This window comes from Nonomuraea salmonea (genome assembly GCF_042428605.1).
In the GTDB taxonomy this organism is placed as follows: domain Bacteria; phylum Actinomycetota; class Actinomycetes; order Streptosporangiales; family Streptosporangiaceae; genus Nonomuraea; species Nonomuraea salmonea.
Genome location: NZ_JBHMCF010000035.1, coordinates 15,693 through 39,532, shown reverse-complemented (window position 1 = coordinate 39,532; position 23,840 = coordinate 15,693). Strand labels below are relative to the sequence as shown.

The window sequence follows — 23,840 nt, the reverse complement described above, 5'->3', positions numbered from 1 at the left end:
TCACCCCCGGCGGGCCACGAACAGGTGCAACCCGGTGGCGGCGAGCGGGTGATCATCGCCCGGCAGCGTGAACATCGGGTCCAGGCCCGCCTCGCTCAGCACCTCGAGCCATTCCTCGCGGGTGAGGAACACCCGGTCCCCGGCGTCGCGCGGATCGCCGGGATCGAGCCGCGGCCCGCCGGTTCGCGGCGACATCAGGAACTGCATCGAGGTCAGGATGGCGGGCATCTCCCGGCAGGTCTCCACGAAGACGAACAGACCGCCCGGCGCCAGCAACCGGCCGAGTGCGGCGACCGCGTCCGGTGCGTGGCGGGCGTTGTGGAGCACGTTCGCCGACAGCAGCACGTCCTGAGAGCCTGGCGGCACGCCCTGACCGGCCGGGCCGGCGTTGATGTCGAAGAGCGCGAACCGCACCCCGGGCCGGTCACCGAAACGTTCCTGCCCCAGTGACAGGAAATAGCGCGACACGTCGGTGAACAGGTAGTCGATGTCCTGGCCGGTCAGCGCCCGCAGCGCGTCCACCGTCGTGCCACCGACCCCCGCGCCCAGCTCCAGCACCCGCAGCGGCTCCGCCCGTCGTCCGGCCGCCCAGCGCAACGTCTCTCCGGCGGCGGCGTTGAGGTAGCGGTTGACGGTGTTCTCCCGGTACGCGCCATCGGCCGTGCTCATGTCGTCGCCGGCGAACAGCAGCGCCTGCACCGGCACCTCGTCGCGCAGCAGTTCGGGCAGCCGGTTCATGGCGGCCAGCAGGAACCGGGTCGTTTCCGCCGGATAGCCGATCGCGGCGCCGTCGGCCTCCAAGCCCCGGCCCGCCGCGACGACCTCGTCCCTGCGCACCTTGCGCAACCCGTGGAAGCGGCCCTGCGCGTCGCGACGCAGCAGCCCTTCGCGCGTGAGCGCCTCCAGCCAGCGGCGCAGGATCCACCCGTGCCGCTCAGCCACCTTCAGCGCGTCCATGATCTCGCCGGCCGTGGCGCCGTCCCTGATCAATCCGGCCGGACGCAGGGTGCACGCCATCGCCAGCAACGCCGCCTCGTCCAGCCGGTGCAGGAAACCCGGCAGCCGCGCGGCGTCCACGTTCGCGACCGCCTCGGCGGCCCGCGCGGCGGCGCGTCGCCGTATGTCCGCGTCCCCGTCCTGATCCTCGCCGGTGTCGGTGGCGGGTGGCTCGACCACGACGGCGATGTCGCGCTGGGAGGGCACCGACCGGCGCAGGACGGAACGCGAGATCTCCTGGAGCCGGCGGTGGGTGAACGCGATGAACGGGTCGTGCGCCGTCCCGCCCACAAGCTCTTGCACCGGCCGGGCCGCGGCGTCGGCCGGGCCGGCCACGCCCAGCGTCGCCGGGTCGCCGGGATCCGCCACCACCGCGGCGCCGGGACCGGCCGCGGCCCGCAGCAGGGACGGCGCCACCGCTCCCGGCCGATCGGGCCCGAGCACGGCGTTGGGGATGCCGCGCACGTGCACCGGCTCACCCGACAGCAGGGCCGTCAGCGCGCCGAGACGGTCGTCGCCGGGCAGCGACGTCCAATCGACCTCCTTCGGCACGGGAGGCGGGCCGGCGTCCACCCGCAGCACCGCGTCGAAGCGGTAACGGGTCAGCTCCGTGTCGTCGGTCATGGTCTTGGGATGGACCCGCAACCGGGCGGTCCGCCCGCTGTCCCGGGCCAGGTCCGCGGCCAGCCGCGCCAGTAGCGGCGGGTCGAACAGCAGTTCCTCGTCGCGGGCGGCACGGTCGGCGGCCCGCCGCGCGATCTCTCCGGCGGCGGTGGACGGGGCGGTGGCTTCCTCCACCCAGCGGGCGTAGGCGTGCAGCAGCCGGGAGTCGCGGACGTCACCGACGATCACCGAGCCGCCCGGCGCGACCAGCCCCATCACGTCGCCCAGCACCACCCGCAGGTAGTCCACGCCGGGGAAGCACTGGGTGACCGAGTTCAGCACCACGCAGTCGGGACGGCCTCCGGGCGCGCCGATCTCCTCGAGCGCGGCGCGGACCGCGGGGGTGTTCGCCTCGTGGGCCGCCGCCCGCACGATCGCGGTCCGGGGAAGGCCACGGGCACGGAGGGCGGCGACGGCGGCGGCCGAGACATCGGTGCCCACGTAGCCCTCGACGTGATCGAGCAGGCGGTGCATCAGCAGCCCCGTGCCGCTGCCGAGTTCCAGGATCCAGCGCGGACCGGTGCCGAGCACCAGGTCGACGGTGTGATCGATCCACTCGCGCATGTGGGCGATGGGCAGCGGGCGGCCCGTGTCGGATGCGCGCCAGCCGGACAGGTCCAGGTCGGGGGCGTGCCGGGCGTCGTCGTGGGTGTAGGTCCAGTCGTAGACCTCGCCCCAGTGTTCCAGGTACTCGGTGACCAGGCCGCCGACGGGCCGGATGGTCAGGGCGGAGTGGTCGGGGCGGACGTGCAGGCGACCGTCGGCGCCCGGCCGGGCTTCGCCGATCCAAGGGTGGGCGAGCAGGGTCAAGGCCGCTTCGGCGAGCGGGGATTCCGGATCAGGGTGCACGGGTGTGGGTCTCCGTTCCGATGGCTTCAAGGGACAGCCGGTGGCCCGCCAGGTACAGCACGCGGTCGGCGCGGGCCGCGACCTCGCGGTCATGCGTGACCAGCAACACGGCCAGGCCGCCGGCGCGCAGGCGTTCCAGCAGGCCCAGCAGCCTGGCGGCGGTCACGCCGTCCAGCGCTGAGGTGATCTCGTCGGCGAGCAGCACGGTGGGGCCGGCGGCGAGCGCGCGGGCGAGCGCGACGCGCTGCCGCTGCCCGCCGGACAGTTCCCCCGGTCTGCGGACGGCCACGGCCGGGTCGAGCCCCACCTGCCGGAGCAGCCGCGGCACTTCGGCGTAGGCGTGGGCGCGGGGGAGCCGGCGAAGGACGCGCGCCGGCCGGGCGAGCGCCGTCGCCACGCGGTGGGCGGGGTTGAGCGCGCCGGCCGGGTCCTGGCCGACGAGCTGCACGGCCCGCAGCGCCGTACGGGGCCGCCGGTCCAGCGGCCAGACGAGGGGAAGCCCGCCGGACCACAGGCCGCCCGCCTCGGGAGGCAGCAGGCCGGCCAGCGCGCGCAGCAGGGTGCTCTTCCCGGCGCCGGAGGGCCCGAGGATCGCGACCAGCTCGCCCGGCCACAGGGTCAGCCCGGCGCCGGCCAGCAGCGTCTCGCCGCCTCGCGTCAGCCGCACCCCCTGCATCTGGAGCAGGGGCTGCTCGCCGCGAGCGGGTCGCGCGGCCAGGAGAGCGGAGCCGGGGGCCGCGATGCCCGGCACGACGACGGACGAGAGAGCGGGGGCGCGCTCCGTGGTGTCCGGAACTCCGGCGATCGAGGGAGCCGGGGCAGAGCCGGTGGTCGACGGGGGGCTCGTGGGCGGTGCGCCGATGGTCAGGACGCGGTCGGCGACGCGGGACACGAACTCCGCGTCGTGGGAGATCACGAGGGTCACCGACCGGCCGTCGCCGCGGCGCCGTCCGATGGCCTGGACGACCAGGTCGAGGGCGGCGGGGTCGAGCCCGCTGGTGGGCTCGTCCAGCACCAGCAGGCCGGGTTCGCCGAGCAGGGCGCGGGCGAGCGCCACCCGCTGAGCCTGGCCGCCGGACAGCTGGTGGGGCGGGCGGTGCCACAGCCGGTCGGCGTCCAGGCCGAGCGCCGTCAGCATGGCCCGCACGTCGGCCGGTCGGCGAGAACGGTCCTCACCGACCAGGGCGCCCACCCCGAGCAGCGGATTCAGGGAGCCGGCCGGGTCCTGGTCGAGCAGGCCGGCGTGCGCCCTGCGCCACCGTCGCGCGGCCCGCCCGGGGCGTACCGGGCTCCCGCGCCAGGTGACGACGCCGTCCGTCCTGCGCAGCCCGGGACCGAGGATGTCGAGCGCGGCCCGGACGAGCGTGGTCTTCCCGCCGCCGGACGGGCCCGTGATCGCGACGACCTCTCCGGGACCGGCGTGCAGGGCGCCTCGCGTGACGATCGGCCGCCCGCGGCCGTCGGCGACGGTGAGCCCCGCGACCTCCAGCACGGCGCCCCCGGCCGTCCGCCCGGCCGTCCGCCCGGCCCGGGCCGCGGAGGGGCCGTCGCGCCTAGCGGGCACGGAGAGGTCGTGCCTGCCGGGCACGAAGGGGTTGTCGCGCCAGGCCCGGGGCACGGTGCGCGGGCCGGGCGAGGCGTCGAGCGCGGCCGACAGCAGCAGGGACGCCAGGGCGAGCACGGTGAGCGCGGCGGCCGGGGCCACCAGGGCCGCCGGATTGAGCGTCGCGCCCGGCAGGTTCTCCCGCAGCATCGATCCCCAGTCGGGCGCCGGCGGCTGCGGCCCCAGGCCGAGCATGCCGAAGGCGGCGGCCAACTGCACCGCCATGACGAAGCGGAGCACCACGTCCGCCGAGGCCAGCCCCGCCACCGACGGCAGGACCTCCCGCACGACGATCGAGACGGCCGTCTCACCCCGGCAGCGGGCCGCCTCCACGTAGTCGGTGTGGCGGGCCTGCCGTACCAGGTCACGCACCATCCGCAGGCCCAGCGGTGCGCCGCCGCACACCGTGCCGGCGACCACGGCGGCCGGCGCCGGTAGCGCGACGGCGAGCACCAGCGCCGTCAGCATGAACGGCGCGGCCAGCAACAGGTCGGCCAGCGCCGTCAGCCACCGCCCGGTCCGCCCGCCCGCCCAGCCGGCGACCAGCCCGCCCGCGACGCCCGCGAGAGCGGCCGTCATGGCCGCGACCAGCGCCGTCAGCGTGAGGTCGCGGCCCCCCGCCAGCACGCGCGACAGCACGTCACGCCCGGCCACATCGGTGCCGAGCGGCCAGGCGGCGCCGGGCGGCGCCCACGGCATGCCGATCGACGCGGCCGGATCGTGCGGCGCGAAAGCACCGCCGCACACAGCCGCCAGCACGGTCACCGCCGCCAGCCCCGCGGCCAGTCCCGTGGCCAGTCCCGTGGCCGCCCCGTCACGCCGGCGCACGGACACCTCCCCGTTCCTGATCCGACCACGCGCCGAGCACGTCCGCGACCGCCGACCCGGTCAGCACCACCACGGCGGCGAGCATCGCCACGGCCTGCACCACGGGGGTGTCACGGGTGCCGATCGAGCTGACCAGCAGCTCTCCCAGGCCGGCGTAGCCGAACATCATCTCGATCACCGCGGTCGCCGCGACCAGCGCGCCCCCCGTCATGGCCAGCACCCGCACGGCCGGCGCCAGCAGGAAGGGCGCGACGTGCCGCAGCGCCACCCGGTGGCGCGGCAGGCCGCGCGCCACCGCGTCCCGTACGTGCGGGCGCCGCACCGTGTCGGCGACCGCGCCGCCGAGCAGTCCCGCGCCGAACGCGGCGGCCGGCACCGCGAGCGAGAGCGCCGGGAGCGTCAGCCGCTCCACGTCGAACACCGGCGCGTCCGCGGCGGGCAGCAGCGACACCGGCGGCAACCAGCCCAGCACCACGGCGAACACGACGATCAGGCCGGTCGCGAACACCACCTGCGGGACCGCCGCCACCGCCGTCACCACGGTCGACAGCGGCTCGCGCCATCGCGGCGCCGCCGTGCCGACCAGCCAGGCCAGCAGCAGCGTCAGCGGAACGGCCACCGCCAGCGCACAGCCCGCCAGGGTGAGCGTGGCGGGCAGCCGCTCGGCGACGATCTGGGCGACCGGCCGGTCGGTGACGAGCGAGGTGCCCGCCTCGCCCCGGCACAGCCCCGCCAGCCAGGACAGATAGCGCTGCCAGGCGGGAACGTCCAGCCCGAGCTCGGCCCGCAGCCGTTCGAGCTGCTCGGCGCCGGCCCGGCCCCCGGTACGAGTCCGCGCCGCGTCCGAGGGCAGCAGCTCCGTCGCGCAGAACACCAGCACCGACACCGCGACGAGCAGGACCAGCGCCCGTGCCAGCGCCACACCGGCGACACGTGTCATCACCCGTCCAGCCGGACCTGCTCGATGAAGGCCAGGTCGAACCCGGGTCCGTCAGGCAGGCCGGAGACGCGCGACGAGGTCAGGTCGAGGCCGTCGCCGAGACCCCACACCACGTATCCGCCCTCCTCACGCAGTTCGCTCTGGAGCTTTCCGAGCGCCTTCCGCCGGCGCGTCTCGTCCTCGATCGCCATCGCCTCGTCGTAGGCGGCGTCCCACTCGGGGCGGTGCCAGGCGGTCTCGTTGGTGGGGGAGTCGCTGAGCAGGGAGACGCGGGCGACGTCGGTGAACGGGATGCCGCCGAAGAAGCCGGTGTAGAAGTCGCTCTGGGCGAACACCTTGGTCCAGTAGGCGTCCGGCGGCTCGGTGGTCACCCGCACGGTGATGCCGGCCTCGCCGAGCTGGCCGGCGAACAGCGTGGCGGCGGTGTCCATCCCCGGGTAGGAGGTGGTGGTGGCCAGCTCCAGGACCAGGCCGTCGGCGTGTCCGGCCTCCTTGAGCAGTTCCTTGGCGCGGGCGACGTCCCTCGCCCGCTGCGGCACGCCGGTCGGGCTGGAGGGATCGGCCGGGGTCAGCAGGTCGTTGCCGAGCTTCCCGTACCCCAGGAAGACCTTGTCCAGCAGTTCCTGGCGGTCGGTCGCGAGTTTGATCGCCTCCCGCACGCGGGGGTCGTCGAACGGCTTGCGATCCAGCCGCATCACGAACGGGTACATGGTGACGGCCGGGCGGTGCACGACCTTCAGGTTCGGGTTCCCCGAAACCTGGCGGACGGCGGCGGGGCTGACGCTGCTCGCCACGTCCGCCTGACCGGAGATCACCGCCTGCGCGCGGGCCTGCGGGTCCGGTACGGCCATGAGCTCGATCCGCGGCGTCGGCGGCGGGTCGCCCCACCACCGGTCGTTGCGTTCGAGCACGGCCCGCTGCGCGTTCCCGCTGGTCATCCGGTACGGGCCGGAGCCGGTCACGGGGCGGTCGAAGGCAGTGGTGCCCTCGGGAACCACGAACGTGAACGACGCCAGCGCCCGCGGCACCTCGGCGTACGGCTTGACGGTGACGAGTTCGAGGGTGTGCTCGTCCACGACCCGGGAGGCGTCCATGTCGAACATCGCCATCCGGCCGAAGTTCTCGGCGGCCTTGTCCGCGATGCGGCGCAGCGAGAACAGCACGTCCGCCGCCCGCACGGGCCGGCCGTCGGTGAAGGTCACGCCTTGGCGCAGCCGGATCGTCCACGTCGTGAGCTTGTCGTCGGCCTCGAAGGAGGTGGCCAGCCGCGGCTCCAGGGTGCCGTCCGGCTGGAGGGTCGCCAGGACGTCGTACATCAAGGCGAAGCGGGTCAGGTCGGACTGGTTGCCGACTCCGCCGTGCGGATCGTAGATCGCGGTGGCGGGGGCGCCGACCGCGACGTACCGCAGCGTCTGGACGGTCTGACCCGCCGGGGCGGCGGAGCCGCCGGCATCGCCGCCGCATCCGGCCGTCACCATGGCCAGACCGAGCGCGAGAGCGCCGAGGCGTGCGGGCAGGGAGATCATCAAAGGGTTTCCGTTTCTCGTGCGGTTCGGTCAGTATCGGGCGAGCACCCGGTTGATCAGCTCGGCGAGCCGGGCGATGGCGGGCGGGCGCAGCACGCCGTAATGGTCGGTGTCCAGCCCGTGGATCTCCAGCGGGCCGGCCAGATGGCGGCCCCAGCCGAGGTCGGGCAGGTCCGGCGGGGTGTCGTCCACGCCCATGCCGATGCCGGAGTTGCGCGACGCCCGCCGCTCCGCCCGGACCAGCAGGGCGGTCGCGGCCGGGTCGGCCAGCCGCCGGGGCGTGTGGGCGCCCAGGCCGCGCAGGTGGCGGGCGAAGACGGCGACCCGTTCCCGCGGGTCCTCGCCGCGGCCCAGGAGCCGGTGCGCCCGCAGCCGCGCCGCGACCGTCTCCCACCGCTCATCGGCAGGTGTCGCGAGCAGCGCCGCACGCTCCTCCGGCGTGCCGACGCCCAGGTCGAGCCCGAGGTACGCCTCGAACGCGCCGAGCTGCCGTGCGGCCGCCTCGGCCATCTCGTCGCCGGGCAGCGGCGTGATGTAGGTCGGGTCGTTGGAGTCGACCATCAGCAGCAGCCCGACGGCGGCGCCGTCCTCGTGCAGCTGACAGGCCACCTCCTGGCCGAGGCTGCCGCCCATCGACCACCCGCCGAGCAGATAGGGCCCGTGCGGGCGGTGCCGCCGGATCGCCTCCCGGTAGCGGCGGGCCAGTCCGGGCAGGTCGTCCGGGGCGGGTGCCCCGGCCAGCGCGGGGTCGGTGAGCGCGACGACCGCGAACCGCTCGTCGAGCAGCCGCGACAGCTCGGCGTAGCACAGCACGTCCCCGCCGGACGGGTGGAGGAGGAACAGGGTCCGGTCGCCCGTGCCCTCCCGCATCGGCACCACGAGGTCGTCGTGGCCACCGGACACGGCGGCCGGCTCACCCCGCGCCGGAGGAACGACGCTCTCGTCCCACGCCGAAGGCTCGATGGCCAGGCGGCGCACCCGGGCCGCGTACCGGGCGAACATCTCGTCCACCTCCGCGTCCGGCAGCAGCCCGGCGACGGCATCCCACTGCAGCAGCAACTCCTCGCGCTGCACCAGCACCTGGTGGTCCAGCCACGTCTGCGGAGTCTGGCTGAGGGCGTGCACCTGCTCGCCCACCCACTGCAGGTCGGGCCGGCCGCCGACGAGGTCCTCCAGACCCAGGGCGCTGGTGAACACCACGGGCACGGAACCGGCGCGGCCCTGCCCGGAGGCGCGTTCGGCGAGGAAGTCCAGCGCCGAGTAGGCGCGGTGGTCGAGGTCGGAGAAGAGCCGGTGCTGGGTCCGCTCCGCCTGCTCGGCGAACGTCCCGGCCGCCCGCCGGTCCACTTCGTGCAGCAGCAGCGAGGTGAAGTCGCCGACGACCCTCTCGACGTCGGAGTGGATCGGCGGGCGGTCGAACAACGTGAGCGTGAGGGCGAAGTGCGCGCTCCCCGACCACGCCGCCAGCGTCTCGGCGTAAGCGGTCAGCAGGACGGCGGCGGGGGTCAGCCTGCGCCGGGCCGCCTCCAGCGTGAACTCCGTCCACTGCCCGGCCGTCAGCCGCGCGGTGCGGCGGACGAACCGCGGAGCACCGTCGGGCACGGTGACGGGCAGCGGTGCGGGGCCGGGCAGCGTGTCCAGCCGGGCCCGCCAGTAACCGGCGGCGCGCCGCCAGTCGTCGCCTGCGCGGGCCCGTTCCAGGGCGCGCACGCAGGCGGCGAAGTCGACGCCCGGCTCGGGCAGCGGGGTGCCCGGGTGCTGGTAGAAGTGGCGGACCTCCCGATCGATGATCCAATAGCTGCCGGCGTCGCAGACCAGCACGTCCACGCCGATGAACAGCCGTACGCGTCCCTCCGGCAGCAGGGCGGCCTGGATCTGCACCAGCGGCCAGCGATCGGCCGGCCCCGGATCACGGGAGATCCGTTCACGCAGCCGCGCCAACCGCTCGGCCGCGGCCGTCGCGCCGGCTTCCCTCAGGTCGTGCACCCGGATCCGGTACGGAGGCACGTGGTCGAGGACCTTCAGCCGCCCCTGGCGGGTGACGATCGCGCGCAGCATCGCGTGCCTGGCGATCACCTCCCGCCAGGCGCGCTCGTACCGGGCAAGGTCCAGATCCGGACAGTCGTACTCCAGGTAGAACTGGCAGGCTATGTCGCCCAGCGCGTAGCCGCCCTCGCGGCCCACCCAGTAGGCGTGCTGGACGCGGGTCATGGGGAAGGTGCCGTCCGTGTCCTCCTCGCGTGCCGTTGTGACCTCGGGCTCGGCGGGCCGGACCGGCTCGCGGACGGTCAGCAGCCTGGCGAGCGCGCCGACCGTGGGGTTGGCGATCAGGTCCCGCAGCCGCAGCCGCACCCCGTGCGATTCCCGCAGCAGGGCGAGAATCCGGGTGGCCAGCAGGGAGTGCCCGCCGAGGGCGAAGAAGTCGGCGTCGGCCGAGGTCACCGGCACGCCCAGCAGCTCCGTCCACAGCTCGGCCACCGTCCGCTCGGCGGGGGTGAGCGTGCTCTCCTGCCCGGGGCCGGCGCCCTGCCGAGGTGGCGGGGTGTAGGCGGCCTGGGCGGCGCGTTCGCTCAGGCCGGTGGTGGAGACCGCGACCACGGGCGGGCGGGTGCGGCGGCGGGTCACGATCCGGTCCAGCGCCGCCATCCCGGTCCGGGCCCCGAGCGCGAACGCCAGCCGCACCGTCCGCTCCGTCCCGTCGGGGCCGACCTTCCAGGCGTCCCACACCACGCTGACCCATCGGGTCGCACCGGTGCCGGTCTCGGCTTCGGCCAGGGCGTCCAGGTAGCGGTTGGCCGCGCAGTACGGTCCCATGCCGATGCCGCCGACGAGGGTGCCCGCCGAGGACATCAGCACCACGTCGCGGGGCCTGCGCTCGGCCGCGATCCGCTCGACCGCCCCGCGTAGCGCGAGCGCTCCGGCGATCTTGGCGTGCACGTGCTCCGTGACCTGGCCGGGGCCGGCCGCGCGCAGCGGGCGCAGGTCGGCGGTCGCCACCACGCCGGCCGCGTGCACGACCAGGTCGATCGGCCCTCCGGCCGACAGCTCCCCGAGCAGCGCGGCCGTGCCCTCGGTGTCGGCGGCGTCCAGCCGCCGGACGTCGACGGGCAGTCCTTCCTCGGCCAGCGCGCGCAGGGACGAAGCGCGGCTTCGGGCGGCGGGATCGGCGTCGTCGGGGGAGGGCCGCCCGCTCCGGGAGGTCACCACCACGCGCATCCCCTTACGGGCCAGATGAGCGGCGGTGGTGAGTCCGACGTCGCCGAGCCCTCCGATGATCAGCGCCGTGCCGCCCGCGGAGGCGTCCGGGGCCGGTGCGGGCCGCCAGGGGCTGATCGCCCGCAGCCAGCGTGCGCCGCCGCGCAGGGCCGGCTCGGCTCCCGAGTGCTCGGTGACGAGGAGGTCGGCGAGTTCGGCGGGCACCGCCTCGGCCAGGTCGGTGTGCTCGTCCACGTCCAGCACGCGCCAGCGCACACCCGGCTGCTCCTGGGCGATGACCCTGGGCAGGGCGTGCAGCGCCGCGGTGGCGGGATCGGGTCGGTCGGCGCCGCTGACCCGCTGCGCTCCCCGGGTGACCTGCAGGAGCACCCGGGCTGACCGCTCTCCGGTGAAGAACCTCTCGGCCAGCCGGGCGTGCGTCAGCACACCGTCGGTCACCGCCTCGGGATCGGCGCGGTGCGTGGCCCGCCGGCCGGCCAGCACCACCACGCCCGTCCACTCGGTGCCGGGACACTCGTCCGCGCGTGCCGCGGGGATCGCCTGAGCACCGGCCGCGGACAGCGCCTCGACCACGGCGGTGACCTCGGCCTCGTCGTCGCCGGCCACCGCCCACCGGCCGTCCGGCGCGGCCGCCGGATCGAGGGGGGCGACCTGCGTCCAGACCGGGATCTGCAGCGGCTCGTCCTCGTCCGGCTCCTGCGCCGCGGTGACGGATCGGGCGGGCCGCTCGGGAGGATCGATCCACAGCCGCCGCCGCAGGAACGCCTGCCCCGGCAGCGCGACCCGCCGGCGCCGGTGGTGCATCGCCGCGAAGTCGGGCTCCACGCCGTGCGTCCACAGCCGGCCGGCCGTTTCGCGAAGGGCCGCCAGATCGCTGTCGTCCCGGTCGGTCGCCAGAGTGGTCAGCGCCGCCCGCAGCCGTGGCAGGCGGTGGGCCCGGGTCAGGGCCGCCAGCGCCCCGCCGGGCCCGACGTGAAGGAGCACGACCGGCGGCCCTGCGGCCGGGTCCACGGCTGTGCGCAGTGCCTGGGAGAACCGCACCGGCTCGCGGAGCTGCCGCACCCAGTGGCCTGCCGTGCACAGCTCCGTGAAGACCGCTTCCCCTGTCAGCGTGCTGACCACCGGCACCGCCGGTGTGGCGGCGACCAGCCCCGTCGCGGCCGCCTCCAGCCGGGGCAGGGCCGGTTCGACGAGCCGCGAGTGCGCCGCCCCGTCGAACCGTAGCCGAGCCGGCTCGTGTCCGGCGTCCCTCAGCGTCTTCTCCAGCGCCGCCACGGCCGGCTCCGGGCCGGAGACCACGCACGCGCCGGGGGCGTTCAGCGCCGCCAGGTCGATGTCCGGATGGCGGCGCAGCAGGTCGCGGGCCTCGTCCTCGCCGAGCGGCACGGAGAGCATGGCACCGTCGCCGGCGGCTTCGGCCATGGCCAGGGAACGGACGGCGACGAGCCGTACCGCGTCCGGCAACGGCAGCGCTCCGGCGACCACGGCCGCGGTGTACTCGCCGAGGCTGTGCCCGAGGACCACGTCGGGGCGTACCCCCCAGGTCTCCAGCAGCCGGGCCGTCGCCAGGCTGACCGCGAACAGAGCCGGCAACCCCGGCACCGGCCCGCGTACGTCGTCCTCCGCGCCGCGGATGACCCCGCGGATGTCACGGCCCAGGTGGGCGGAGAACAGCTCGGCGCACTCGTCCACGCACGCGGCGAACGCCGGCTCGGCGTCGTACAGGGTGGCGCCCATGCCGGCACGGGCGCTGCCGCCACCGGGAAAGGCGAACACGAGCCGCGGCGGCACGTCGGGCACGGCGACCGGCGCCGCATCGCGCAGCGCGGCCGCGAGGCTCCCGTCCTCGGCGACCACGCTGACCCGATGACGCTGGTGGCGACGGCCCTGCTGCAGCGTGTACGCCAGGTCCGCCGGCAACAGGGCGGGCGTGCTCTGCGCCCAGGCGGCCAGATCGGCGACCGTCCGCTCCAGTGCCTCGGGGGTGTGCGCCGACAGCACCACGGGGTGCGGCCGGTGGTCGGCGGGCGGCTGGGGCCGCTCGGGCGCGGGCCCGACGACGACGTGGGCGTTGGTGCCGCCGATGCCGAACGAGCTGACTCCGGCCAGCTCGGGACCGTCCCACCGGCGCGTACGGCTCACCACCTCGAACGGCGACCCCGCCAGGCCGAGCAGCTCGTTGACGGGCTCCGCATGCAGCGAGGCGGGCAGCACGCCATGCCGGATCGCCAGCACCGTCTTGATGAACGACGCGATCCCGGCCGCGGAGTTGGCGTGCCCGAGATTGCTCTTGACCGAGCCCAGCCCGCACCAGGCGGGGCCGGCGTCGCCGAACACCTGGCGCAGCGCGGCGACCTCGATCGGATCGCCCAGCCGGGTGCCGGTGCCGTGTGCCTCGACGTAGCCGATCTGACGGGGGTCGACGCGGGCGACCCCCAGGGCCTCGGCGACGGCGCGGGCCTGGCCGCGTACCGAGGGGGCGGTCAGCCCCGTCTTGTCCGCTCCGTCGTTGTTGACGGCCGATCCGTGCACCACCGCGAGCACCGGGTCGCCGTCGTCCAGCGCGTCACGCAGCCGCCGCAGCACGAGCGCGCCCACGCCCTGGCTGTAGACGATGCCGGTGCCCTCAGCGGAGAACGGGCGCACCTTGCCGTCCTCGGAGTAGATGCCGTCGGGAGTGGCCAGGTATCCCCGGCCCTGCGGGACGATCAGGGAGACGCCGCCCGCCAGCGCCGTGTCACACTCACCCGACAGCAGAGCCTGCACGGCGAAGTGCACCGCGACCAGCGACGTCGAGCAGGCGGTGTTGACCGAGACCGCCGGGCCGGTCAGGTCCAGCCGGTAGGCGACCTGCGCGGGCAGGTAGTCGGTCTGCGTGGAGATGGCCGTCTGCAGGCTGCCGCCCGGATCCTCGCCGCCGCCGGTGGGGTCCCAGCGTCCGTACAGGTTGGCCGCCAGGTAAGCGCTCGGCGCCGCCCCGGCGAAGACCCCCACCGCTCCGGCGCCGCGGCCGCCTCCGTGCCCGGCCTGCTCGAGCGCCCGCCAGCAGATCTCCAGGAACAGCCGCTGCTGCGGGTCCATCAGCGCGGCCTCGCCGTCGGTGAGACCGAACGGCTCGGGATCGAACAGGTCCTGGCCCTCGATCAGCCCGGCCACCGGCACGTACGCGGGGTCGCGGCGCAGCCTGCCGGGCACCCCGCGCGCGGCCAGCTCGTCGTCGGTGAGCCACGTCAGACCTTCACGCTCTTCGACCAGCAGCCGCCACAGTGCGTCCGCGTCGGGCGCGCCGGGGAAACGACAGGCCAGACCGGTCACGGCGACCAGGTCGTCATGGGCGTTCATCGGGTGCCCTCCTCGGCCTTGAGCCGGGCCAGCCGCCTGGCCTGGGCCCGCCGCGTGGCGTCGCCGTTCCCGGCCGGCGACGGAGGCGGGACCGCCGCGCGGCGTTCGGTGATGTGCAGCGCGAGCGCCCGGACCGTGGGGTGGTCGAACAGGTCCACGACGGTCAGGCGCGGGTCGAGCAGCTCGGTCAGCCGCACGTGGGCGCGGACCAGCGTCAGCGACGTGGCCCCGAGCCGGAAGAAGGGCACGCTCGGATCGACGTCCGCGCCGTCGAGCAGCTCGCTCAGCACCCGGCTCACCACCTGCTCCACCTCGGCGTCCGGCCGCACCGCCGCCGGCCTGCCGGGCGGCGCCGCGAGCCTGGTTCCGGCGTCCGGCACCGGCGTGCCGGACGGGGGCGCGGCCCCCGCCTGCGGTCCTGCCGGATGGGGTCGGCCGGGGGGCGTGCCGGGGCCCTCCGTGTCCGGCGTGCCGGGCAGGACCGGCAGCTCGATCAGCGTGCCGTCGGCGGCCAGCCGCTCGCCGAGCGTCAGGCCGCCGGGCGCCGCCGTGCGCAGGCGTTCCGCCCAGCCTCCGGCCGCGGCCATGGCGCGCGCCGGGGACAGCGTTCCGGCGGCGATCCGCACGGTGATCTCCAAGCCGTCCTCGACCGCCTCCCGGATCAGCGCGACGAAATCCGGCTCATGAGCCGCCGGTGCGGGCGCGGGCGGAGCGGCCGCCTGGCGCCGGTAAGGGTTCGGCAGCGTCTTGTAGTCGATCTTGCCGTTGTCGGTGAGGGGGAACTCGTCCACCAGCACGAACCGGCTGGGCACCATGGAGTCGGGCAGGCGCTCCCGCAGGCGGGCGGCGATCTCCTCGTCGGCGGGCGGCCGTGCGGGATCGGCCGCGGCCACGTACGCCACCAGCCGTGGCCGGTCGTCCGGGCCGCGCACCGACAGCGCCACCGCGTGCTGAACGCCCTGGACGCGGCGCAGCACCGACTCCACCTCGCCCAGCTCGATCCGATGCCCGCGGATCTTGACCTGCCGGTCCATCCGGCCCAGGAACTCGATGGTGCCGTCGAAGCGCCAGCGTCCCAGGTCACCCGTGCGGTACAGGCGCCGGCGCAGGACCGCGTCGGTGATGAAGCGCTCGTCGGTCTGCCGCGGGTCACCGACGTAGCCGCGCGCCAGCCCGTCCCCGCCGATGTGCAGCTCACCGGCTCGTCCCACCGAGCACGGGCGCCCTTGGTCGTCCAGGATGTGGAAACTCTGGCCGGGCAGCGCGCGGCCGTACGGGATGCTTGCCCAGGACGGAGACACCTCGCCGATCGGGTGGCAGATCGACCAGATCGACGCCTCCGTGGCACCGCCCAGGCTGATCACCTGGGCGTCCGGCGCCAGGGTACGGATGCGGTCGGGCAGCGTGACCGGGATCCAGTCACCCGACAGCAGGACCAGCCGGAGCGACGCGAGCGCCCGCCGGGCCCGGTTCGGGTCGATCTCGGCGTACTCGACCAGCATCTCCATCAGCGCCGGAGCGGTGTTCCACACCGTCACCCGATGGCGTTCCATGAGGTCTAGCCAGTGGCCGGGGTCGCGCCCGCGGGCGGCGTCCGGCAGGACGAGCGCGGCGCCCGCGCCCATCATCCCGAAGAAATCGTGGACGGACAGGTCGAAGCTGAAGGCCGACAGCGCCAGCACGCGGTCCTCGGGGCCGACGGGGAACCTCTCGCTCATCGCGTCGATCGTCGTGCGCGCGGCCCTGTGCTGGATGCCCACGCCCTTGGGCCGCCCGGTCGAACCGGACGTGAAGATCACGTAAGCGAGGTCGTCCGGGCTCGGCCGGCGGACCGGTGCCGACGGCTCCTCCTTCTCCAGGTCGGGCAGCCGGTGCACGCTCACCGTGCCGGGCCAGGAGGCAGGCCCGCCATCCGGGGGCACCAGCGCGTGGCGGATGTCGGCCTGCTCGCAGACGGAGGCGATCCGCTCCTGCGGCCAGGCCGGTTCGACCGGCACGTATCCCGCGCCGCTCGCGCAGACACCGAGCAGGGCGGTCACCTGGTCGACGCTCTGGGGGAAGGCGACCGCGACGAGATCGCCGGGGCCGACGCCCAGGGAGGCAAGGACGGCGCCGATGCGTTCCGCCCGCCCGGCCAGCTCTCCATGGGTGAGGTCGCCGCCCGCGGCGAGCAGCGCATGCCGGTCGGGCATGGCGCCGACCACGGCGCGCAGGGGATCGGTCAGGAGGGGACCCACGTCCGAACGGCCGTTCAGCGGCTCGTCGGCCAGGAACGACGGGTCCCAGCCGAGGGCGGCGTCGTGCCAGGCGCCGGGCTCGGCGGCCAGCCGGCGCAGCAGCCGGTGGTGCGCGTCGCGCATGCCTTCGACGAACCCGTCGGCGAACAGCCCCTCGACCGCGTCCCAGCAGATGCGCAGCCTTCCGTCCTCGTCGTGGACGATGTGGTCCAGAGCCACCTGAGGAGTTTGGGAGACACCGAAGACCTCCTCGCCCAGCCAGCTCGCCGGCGAGTCCTCCGGCGCCAGGCCGATGCCGCTGGTGAAGACCACTGGATGGTCGGGGGTGAGCCGGGCCGGCGTCGCGGCCGCACGCATCACCTCGACGGCCGAGACGGCACGGTGCTCCAGGTCGGTCCAGAAACGCCGGTTGACCTGAGCCGCGAAGTCCTCGAACCCCTTCCAGCGCCGCAGGTCCGCCCGCGGGAGCTCGACGAGGACCGTGGTGGTGAAGTCGCCGACGACGTGTGCCAGCTCGGGATCGTCGGGGCGGTCGAACAGCGTGGTGTTCAGGCAGAATGCCTCGTCGGCGCCCCAACGGGCCAGCACCAGCCCGAACGCGGCGAGCAGCACCCCGGTGGGGCTCAGCCCGCGCCGTGCCGCCTGCTCCTTCAGCGCCTGCCATTCACCGCTGTCCAGCTCGGCGTACGTGCGATGGAACCGGTGAGCGTGCACGTGCGCCAGGTCCTTCGCCCACGGCAGGCGCGGGCCGGGTGGCAGCGACGCGGCCCGGTCCCTCCAATACTTTAGGTCGCGTTCCCGTCGTCGCGCCTCACCGGGATCGGCCTGCCGGTGGCGGACGACCTCGGCGAAGGCCGTCGGTATGGAGGGCAGTTCGGTGCCGGGATCGGCGACGAGCCGTCCCCATTCGGACATGATCTGCATCCACCCGCTCATGTCCAAGGCGAGGATGTCGGTACCGAAGAAGATCCGGGTGCGGCCGTGGGGCAGGAAGGCCGCCCGGACGTCGAACAGGGGCCACCGGTCGGCGGGGCGCAGCTGGTGGGAACATTCGTGGCGCAGCCGGCGCACGCGCTCGCGCACCTCGTCCGGCCCTGCCCCGCGCAGGTCCTCCACGGCGATCTCGTACGGGCCCGCGTCCGGCAGGATGTGCTGACGGCCCTGCCGGTCGACGATCATCCGCAACATGGGATGGCGTCGCACCAGCCGGTTCCATGCCCGCGTCAGGTTCGCCAGGTCGGCCTCGGGATCGCCGGTCTCGCGGTCGTACTCCCGGTAGTAGTAGGTGGCGACGCCACCCAGCGGGAAGGCCGGATCCCTGCCGATCCAGTAGGCGGTCTGCAAGGGGGTGAGGGGGAAGCCCTCCTCTTCGGTCGTTCCTTCCGGGTCGGCCATGCCGGCCGTGACGGTGCGGACCGTCGCGGCGCCGAGAAAGGCCGTCATCGGCAGGTCGAGGCCGAGATCGCGGAGCCGTCGACGCAGCCGGACGGCTGTGAACGACTCCAATCCCAACGTGGTCAGCGCAGTGTCGGCGGCCACTTCCGCGGCCGGGAGCCCAAGGACCTCTGCGACGAGATCCGTGACGTCCTCAACGGATACGGGGGAGGGGGGCGCTTCCGGCATGGGTCTCCTCCAGATATACGCACGACGGCCAAGAGCAGCACAGTCTCACTCAGATGTGCAGTGATAATCATTATCATGTTCTTTTGTCCGCCTCTAGAGCCTGTGCTCGCTATCGGCCTGTTTGGAGGAGAAATGTCGGCTTCGGGGTGGCTGCGCAGGGTGAGCGACGCCTCCTCGACCGGAGCGCCGTCGCGGCCTCGCGCAGGTGAGCGTCTCGCACCTCCTGCCGCCGAGGGCGCGAGCGCGGCTGGGGCCGCCGTACCTGAGTCAACACATCCTCAACGAGTCCTCCACATGCCCCGCCTTACCGTCGATTCCGCAAGGTCAGACAAGGTGTTCATCCATCTCAGGAGAGGAAGCGATCGTCATGCGGGTTCGTATGACCATGGCCGCACTCGCCGCAGCCGCGGCGGTCTCGCTGGCGCCGGGCGCGGCGGGCATCTCGGCGGCCTCCGCTCGGCCAAGCCCTGCCGTCACGAGCAGCGTCTCCGCCTCCCTCACCGCTGCTTCGACCGCAGCGGCGAAGTGGCACTTCATGGGAGTGTTCGCCGTCAAGCAGGCGTGCCAGGTCGCGGGGCGCTACTACAAGGCCATCGGCTACGCGAAGGACTACAAGTGCAACAAGATCCTGGTGGGGCCGCTCCACCGCCTCTACATCCGGAGGTGAGCCGGCGCGGCGGGCCTCCCGACGGGAGGCCCGCCGGGGATCAAAAAAGCCTCACTGACGGACCATTTCTTTTCCGGACCATGAACCAACCCCCCTGCGGCCGGCCCGTCAAATGCCCGCAAAAACCCGATGCCATTCACTATGGCCATCCGTCAATGCTGTGGCTATCATCAAGCGGTGATGATCGACTCCGCAGGAGGTAGTTGATGGGTCGCATCAAGAAATTCGCCGTTTCGGCGGCCGCCGCGGCCGGGATCGCCGCCGCGACGACTCTCCTTTCGCCGGCTTCTCCCGCTCAGGCGGCGATCTGCAGCACAGACGCGCAGATCGGCACTCCCGGCGGCACCGGCTGGGCGCTGTGCAGCGGCACTGGAGTGACGCAGACGCGGGTCGTGCTCTTCTGCCAGAACAGCAGCGGTGGCTACACCACGCTGTACGGCCCATGGGTCGCCGATTCCGTCAAATCAAACGCTAAATGCAGCAGCACTTCGTGGCCGATCTCGGTCGGATATCAAACGCTTTGATCCGCCACCGGCTCATGGACGCGATAAATAGCGTTAATCGCGTCCATGAGCGCAGCACTGGAATGCGCCGGAAATAGGCCGCACACCCGGTCGGGCGGGTCCGGGCGCGCTCAAATCCATGGATGTACCTGTCCCGGTCCACGGGGGACGGCGGGCCTGTTTCGGCCCACAGGCGCTTCTTGGTCTGCGCTGCTTCGATGGGGCAGGCGTCCCGGACGCCATCGCCGCCGAGGTGTGGCCCGTGGCGGCGTGATCACCACGCTTCTCGCCGTGATCCTCTCTGCAGGCCGTCACCCGCATTCAGCCCGCGCTGACGGACCTCCTGCGGGCGCTCGTCCCCGTACGCCGAGGGCTCCTCCACGGGCCGCCCCCGGCGAAGGCGTACCTGACGCCCCGCCTGGCCGATGGCGCGGGGCCTACTTCGACTCGACGCGTCCGATGGGCGGGATGGCGGCGGCGAGCGCCGCGGTGGCCCGCGTCCACGCCGGGTCCTCGGGGTAGAGCTCGCTGCGCAGGTAGGCCCAGATGAGCGCGCGTACGGCGCTCGGCGTCGAAGATCTCCGGGAGGGTCTTCGGCCCCGGCGCCGCCGTGTAGGCATCGCCGCGCCAGTCCTGCCGGTCGGAGAAGGAGGCGTTCCAGTCCTTCTCGCCGACGACGACGAGCACCTTGGGCGTCATGCCGGTGAAGTCGGTGCCGGTGAGGGCGGCGTGAGGCTGCGCCGCCGGGCCGTTCATGTCCTCGTCGCGGCCGGGGCGGCGATCATGGCGCGGGCGCCGAAGCGGTCGTCGACGGGGCGTGACGAGCATCCGAACGAAAAGTCCCGTCTTGAGTGATGGTGAGGCGGCCGGCGGCTTCTCTGGTGCTCCGTCGCGGGCGGAGCTGGAGCGGTTCTTCTACCTGGACGACGCGGATCGGGCGCTGATCGCCGAACGGCGTGGGACACACGCCCGCCTCGGCTTCGCCCTCCAGCTGACGACAGCCCGCTACGTCGGGCGCTTTCTGACCGACCCGCTGGACGTGCCGACGAGGTGCTGGTGTGCCTCGGCGAGCAACTCGGGATCGAGGATGTCCCGCACACAGATCGGCTGCGTCCACGGGAATGATGTACGAGTTCGGCCCCGTCATAGGCGTGGTGCCGTGAAATGAGGATGAGTGTCCCTTCCGCATGAGGACGGCTGACAGGGCCCGCGCTGACCTCTGGCACGGCACCTTGGTCGGGACGGTTTCCAGTGGAGTCGTTCGGGTCTTCGTGTCGTCGAACGGTGTCATCGGCCTGCTGGGGGATACACGGTGTCGATGAGGTCGGTCAGGAACGCGTCGAGGTCGTCGAGGCCGTACGCCGTGAGCGTTTCGGGCGGTTGGGTGAGCAGGTACGTCAGCGCGCTGTTCACGCACATTGTGACCATGGCGGCGCTTCGCCGGGTCGCGGGCAGGTCGGCCGCTTTGTGCGCTTCCAGGTGCAGTGCCAGGTCGGCGCGGGTGAGCTCAGCCATCGTCTCCTGCAGGCGCGGCCGACGCGCGGCCTCGGCATGCAGCTCGATGTAGGCCAGGACTCTGGACCTGTTGGCCGTGAGGGCACGGTCGAGCAGTTCGCGTAGCAGCGCGACCAGGTGCCTGCGCCCTTGGATGCTGGCGGCTTTCATCACCTGAAGATCGGCCCAGTAGCGCTCGACGCAGCGCTCGGCCGCCCCCTGCAGGAGGGCGTCGCGGTTGGCGAAGTAGTTCTTGGCCGTGCCCTCGGGCAGCCCGGCCTCGTGGTCGACTGCTCGATGGGTCAGCCCTCTGCCGCCCTGACGGGCCAGCACCTCAATCGCGGCGTCACGCAGCAAGTCACGCCGATCCCGGTTCTCCGCCATGGCCCTCATCATCGCAGCTTGTCCGTTCACCACATTAGTGGTACCACAGATGTGGTACTCGATGAAGGGAAGAGCGATGAACGGAACCGCCGCGATCGTCGGAGCCGGAATCGGCGGACTGGCGACCGCCATAGGACTGCGCAGGATCGGCTGGGAGGTGACCGTGCTCGAACGCTGGCCGGAGATCAATCCTGAAGGCACGGCGCTCGGCATACGTCCCGACGCTCAGGCCGCCCTCGCCCAGCTCGGCCTGCGCGAGGAGCTGCTCCGCCGTACCGTCCCCTATCGCCAGGCCGTCATCCGTACGCCGCAGGGCGAGCGGATCGCGGACCTCCCGTTGGAACGCATCGAGCGCAAGGGCGGCGCTCCCGTGCTCATGCTGTCCAGGACCTCCCTGATGAACATGCTGGTCGACGCCTTGGGGGACACGGCGATCAAGACCGGTGCGAAGATCACCGATCCGGAAGCTCTGCGTGGGCGGCATGACCTGGTGGTGGGAGCGGACGGGCTGCGCAGCACCGTGCGTGAGGCCTGTTTCGGTGCCACGGTGCGGCCACGTTACGCCGGGATCGTGGCATGGCGGGGCGTCGCGCGGTTCAACCCGCCGTCGTACGGCGAGACCTGGGGGGCCGGACAGGTGTTCGGCATCACGCCCCAGGAACCGGGGGCGACCAATTGGTACGCCGCGGTGGCGACACCGGAAGGCCATCGGGAGACCCTCGACGAGCTGCGCGCCCGCTTCGCCGGCTGGCACGACCCGATCACGCGCCTGCTCGCCGAGGCCGATGAGGAGGCCGTGCTGCGGCATGAGATCTACGACCTGTCCCCGCGCCTGAAGTCCCTGATCGCCGGCAACGTGGCGCTGGTGGGTGATGCCGCGCACGCCATGACCCCCTCCCTCGGGCAAGGCGCGTGCCAGGCGCTGCTGGACGCGGCCGCCCTCACCATGTGCCTGGAGAGCGCCGGCGACGTGGGATCGGCGTTGCGTGCGTACGACGCCCGGCGCAGACGGCCTGCTCAACGGGTCGTGGCCATGTCCCGCCAGATGACGAGGTTGGCCGGCCACCACCGGGAAGGCCCCCGCAACATCCTCATGCGCCTGCTGCCCGCCTGACTCGCCTTCACCGATGGCCGGGCGAGGGTGGTGAGCAGTACGGAGACGTTCGCCGTGAGCAGGACGACCGCCGTGGCCGCGGCGGGCCAGGACGATGGTGGTGCGGCGGCTTCCTGCCCGGTCATATGTGCGCCGTAGAAGATGGTGGCGTTCCATGCACGGGTCGCCGCAGGCCGCCGTGTGACATCCGACACGTAAGTCATGCAGAGACTGCTCCCTCAACTTCTCGCGTCCGGGGCGGATGAGCAGTCAAGCCGAGGCCGTGCGCGACTTTCCGGAGTCGGGTACAGCGAAAGCCCGGAGATCAGCAGGCGCTGGCGGCCATAGCGGTCGGATAGGTCGCCTGCGGTCAGCAGCAGGCCGGCGTAGGCGAGGGTGTAGGCGCTGATGATCCATTGGATGTCGGCGGGGGTGGCGTGGAGCGCGCTCATCAGCGCGGGGACGGCCAGGTTGAGGATGGTGTTGTCGATGACCAGGACGAGCAGGCTCAAGCAGAGCGCTACGAGGATCCACCAGCGGCGCGGGTGCGCGGTGCCCGGGACGTGCATGAGGCTCTCCACACGTAGGGGGCGGGCCGAGGGTTGGTGCCGGTACAGCCGGTGCTGTGGTGCGCCGGCCGTACCGGGTCACCGGCTTTCGCTCTGGTGCTGTTCGTAGAGCAGGCCGTAACGGTCGATCCGCCACAGCTGGGCGAGCACGAGCAGTACGGTGCCCAGCACGACCGGCCAGATCTCCAGGGCGATCAGTCCCCAGGCGATGAAGGCGAAGCCGATCAGGCCGGCCACGATGAGCAGCCGTAGCACCACGCGATGTGCCGCCGGAGCCTTGCCGTCGACGTGGAGTTGCTCACCGTAGATGCCGCGCGCCGCCCAGTTGGTCGGCTCGACCGCCGCAAACAGATGGACGTTCAGCCAGAGCCAGATGACGACGAGGGCAACACCGGCCAGTGACCACCAGCCGATCCACTCACGGCTCCAAACGGCCAGTTCGAAGGCGGGAATAGCGGCGAACCGGGTCCAGACGCTCCATGGATTGGCGTGTTTCTTCCATGCCTGGGCGGTCATGCCGTGCGCGCCTGCGACCACGTTCTTGGGCTTCACTGCTGGCTCTCCTAGGGCGTCAGGGAGGTCGCCATGGCGCGATCTCCGCGCCTCAGAGAGTATAGAACTTTCAGATATCTGTAAATTCTCTGAGAACTTGGAGTGATTGATAGAATTCAGGCATGGACACCGATCAGCGGCTGCGCGAGGCCGCCGAGAAGCTGGCGCTGACCCTGGCGCAGGGCGGCATGCAGAAGACCACCGCGCGGGTGATGACCGCCCTGCTCTACACCCGGCAAGAGTCGATGACCGCCGCCGACTTGTGCGAGCAGTTGTCCATCAGCTCGGGTGCGGTGTCCACCGCGGTCAAGCAGCTGATCCCGCTCGGCCTGATCGAACGGGTGCCGGCCCCCGGCAGCCGCCGCGACCACTATCGTTTCCGCCAGGGGGCTTGGGCCAGCTTGATGTCACAGCAGAACGCGATGCTGGCCACCATGAGGGATGCCGCCCAGGAAGGCCTGGACGCGGCGGGCGACGACGGCATCGCCGGCCGGCGCCTTCACGAGATGAAGGACTTCTATGCCTACATGACCGAGCAGCTGATCCCGCTCATCGACAGCTGGCGCGAACGCTATGCCGCCCAGCATGCCCACGCTTCCCGGTAGCGGCTGTCAACGGCCTGACGACGCCCGGTTGGGGCTCATGACAGGCTGGTGAACGCGCACCTGCTGTTTCGAGTGTCGGATGCACCCCTGCCTGCTCATGCGGGCCGCTGCCGAACGCTGCCGTCCGTCCCTTGGCCGAACCGTTCTCGT

Annotated in this window: 14 protein-coding genes and 1 pseudogene; 5 read left to right on the top strand and 10 right to left on the bottom strand. The window is 73.1% G+C overall.

All coding sequences use genetic code 11. The features are described 5' to 3' along the window. The 6 genes from ACFFR3_RS29610 to ACFFR3_RS29585 are packed head-to-tail and all read right to left on the bottom strand — an operon-like array spanning position 1 to position 17,823. Complete coding sequence (locus ACFFR3_RS29610; protein WP_345408184.1) at positions 1–2,508, bottom strand: methyltransferase; 2,508 nt, start codon at positions 2,506–2,508, stop codon at positions 1–3. After that, positions 2,498–4,939: an ABC transporter ATP-binding protein/permease gene (locus tag ACFFR3_RS29605; RefSeq protein WP_379484208.1), complete on the bottom strand. Its 2,442-nt coding sequence runs from the start codon at positions 4,937–4,939 to the stop codon at positions 2,498–2,500. Before ACFFR3_RS29605 ends, ACFFR3_RS29610 begins: the two co-directional genes overlap by 11 nt. Continuing rightward, positions 4,926–5,879, bottom strand: coding sequence for an ABC transporter permease (locus ACFFR3_RS29600; protein WP_345408182.1), 954 nt, complete (start codon positions 5,877–5,879; stop codon positions 4,926–4,928). Before ACFFR3_RS29600 ends, ACFFR3_RS29605 begins: the two co-directional genes overlap by 14 nt. Further along, positions 5,879–7,405 carry an ABC transporter substrate-binding protein gene (locus tag ACFFR3_RS29595; protein WP_379484207.1) on the bottom strand — a complete coding sequence of 509 codons (1,527 nt, stop codon included), beginning with the start codon at positions 7,403–7,405 and terminating at the stop codon, positions 5,879–5,881. Before ACFFR3_RS29595 ends, ACFFR3_RS29600 begins: the two co-directional genes overlap by 1 nt. A 30-nt stretch (positions 7,406–7,435) precedes the next feature. Further along, positions 7,436–13,963 carry an SDR family NAD(P)-dependent oxidoreductase gene (locus ACFFR3_RS29590; RefSeq protein ID WP_379484206.1) on the bottom strand — a complete coding sequence of 2,176 codons (6,528 nt, stop codon included), beginning with the start codon at positions 13,961–13,963 and terminating at the stop codon, positions 7,436–7,438. Continuing rightward, positions 13,960–17,823 (bottom strand): non-ribosomal peptide synthetase, encoded by a 3,864-nt coding sequence (locus tag ACFFR3_RS29585; RefSeq protein WP_379484205.1) that lies wholly within the window; start codon positions 17,821–17,823, stop codon positions 13,960–13,962. The genes ACFFR3_RS29590 and ACFFR3_RS29585 overlap by 4 nt, the downstream gene beginning before the upstream one ends. A 367-nt stretch (positions 17,824–18,190) precedes the next feature. On the opposite strand from ACFFR3_RS29585, the gene ACFFR3_RS29580 reads away from it, so the two are divergent. Next, the gene (locus ACFFR3_RS29580; protein ID WP_345408166.1) at positions 18,191–18,490 is read left to right on the top strand and encodes a hypothetical protein; all 300 of its coding nucleotides are present in this window, start codon (positions 18,191–18,193) and stop codon (positions 18,488–18,490) included. Positions 18,491–18,696: 206 nt separating this feature from the next. Next, the gene (locus ACFFR3_RS29575) at positions 18,697–19,014 is read left to right on the top strand and encodes a hypothetical protein (protein WP_345408164.1); all 318 of its coding nucleotides are present in this window, start codon (positions 18,697–18,699) and stop codon (positions 19,012–19,014) included. 300 nt (positions 19,015–19,314) lie between these two features. Here the strand turns inward: ACFFR3_RS29575 and ACFFR3_RS29570 are convergent, their stop codons facing one another. Beyond that, positions 19,315–19,749, bottom strand: coding sequence for a hypothetical protein (locus tag ACFFR3_RS29570; RefSeq protein WP_345408162.1), 435 nt, complete (start codon positions 19,747–19,749; stop codon positions 19,315–19,317). Positions 19,750–19,840: 91 nt separating this feature from the next. Here ACFFR3_RS29570 and ACFFR3_RS29565 point away from each other — a divergent pair. Then, a pseudogene (locus ACFFR3_RS29565) lies at positions 19,841–20,038 on the top strand (DUF4158 domain-containing protein); the annotation flags it as partial. A 242-nt stretch (positions 20,039–20,280) separates the two neighbouring features. Here the strand turns inward: ACFFR3_RS29565 and ACFFR3_RS29560 are convergent. Further along, positions 20,281–20,871: a TetR/AcrR family transcriptional regulator gene (locus ACFFR3_RS29560; protein ID WP_364384439.1), complete on the bottom strand. Its 591-nt coding sequence runs from the start codon at positions 20,869–20,871 to the stop codon at positions 20,281–20,283. A 76-nt stretch (positions 20,872–20,947) separates the two neighbouring features. Here ACFFR3_RS29560 and ACFFR3_RS29555 point away from each other — a divergent pair, with 76 nt between their 5' ends. After that, positions 20,948–21,985: an FAD-dependent monooxygenase gene (locus tag ACFFR3_RS29555; RefSeq protein ID WP_379484204.1), complete on the top strand. Its 1,038-nt coding sequence runs from the start codon at positions 20,948–20,950 to the stop codon at positions 21,983–21,985. Between the two features lie 218 nt (positions 21,986–22,203). Here ACFFR3_RS29555 and ACFFR3_RS29550 read toward each other — a convergent pair whose 3' ends face one another. Beyond that, a complete protein-coding gene (locus tag ACFFR3_RS29550) occupies positions 22,204–22,533 on the bottom strand; it encodes an MFS transporter (RefSeq protein ID WP_345408156.1) in 330 nt (109 codons plus the stop codon). A gap of 78 nt (positions 22,534–22,611) precedes the next feature. After that, positions 22,612–23,085, bottom strand: coding sequence for a DUF6653 family protein (locus ACFFR3_RS29545; protein ID WP_345408154.1), 474 nt, complete (start codon positions 23,083–23,085; stop codon positions 22,612–22,614). Between the two features lie 122 nt (positions 23,086–23,207). On the opposite strand from ACFFR3_RS29545, the gene ACFFR3_RS29540 reads away from it, so the two are divergent. Further along, positions 23,208–23,690 carry a GbsR/MarR family transcriptional regulator gene (locus tag ACFFR3_RS29540; protein ID WP_345408152.1) on the top strand — a complete coding sequence of 161 codons (483 nt, stop codon included), beginning with the start codon at positions 23,208–23,210 and terminating at the stop codon, positions 23,688–23,690. Positions 23,691–23,840 lie beyond the last annotated feature (150 nt).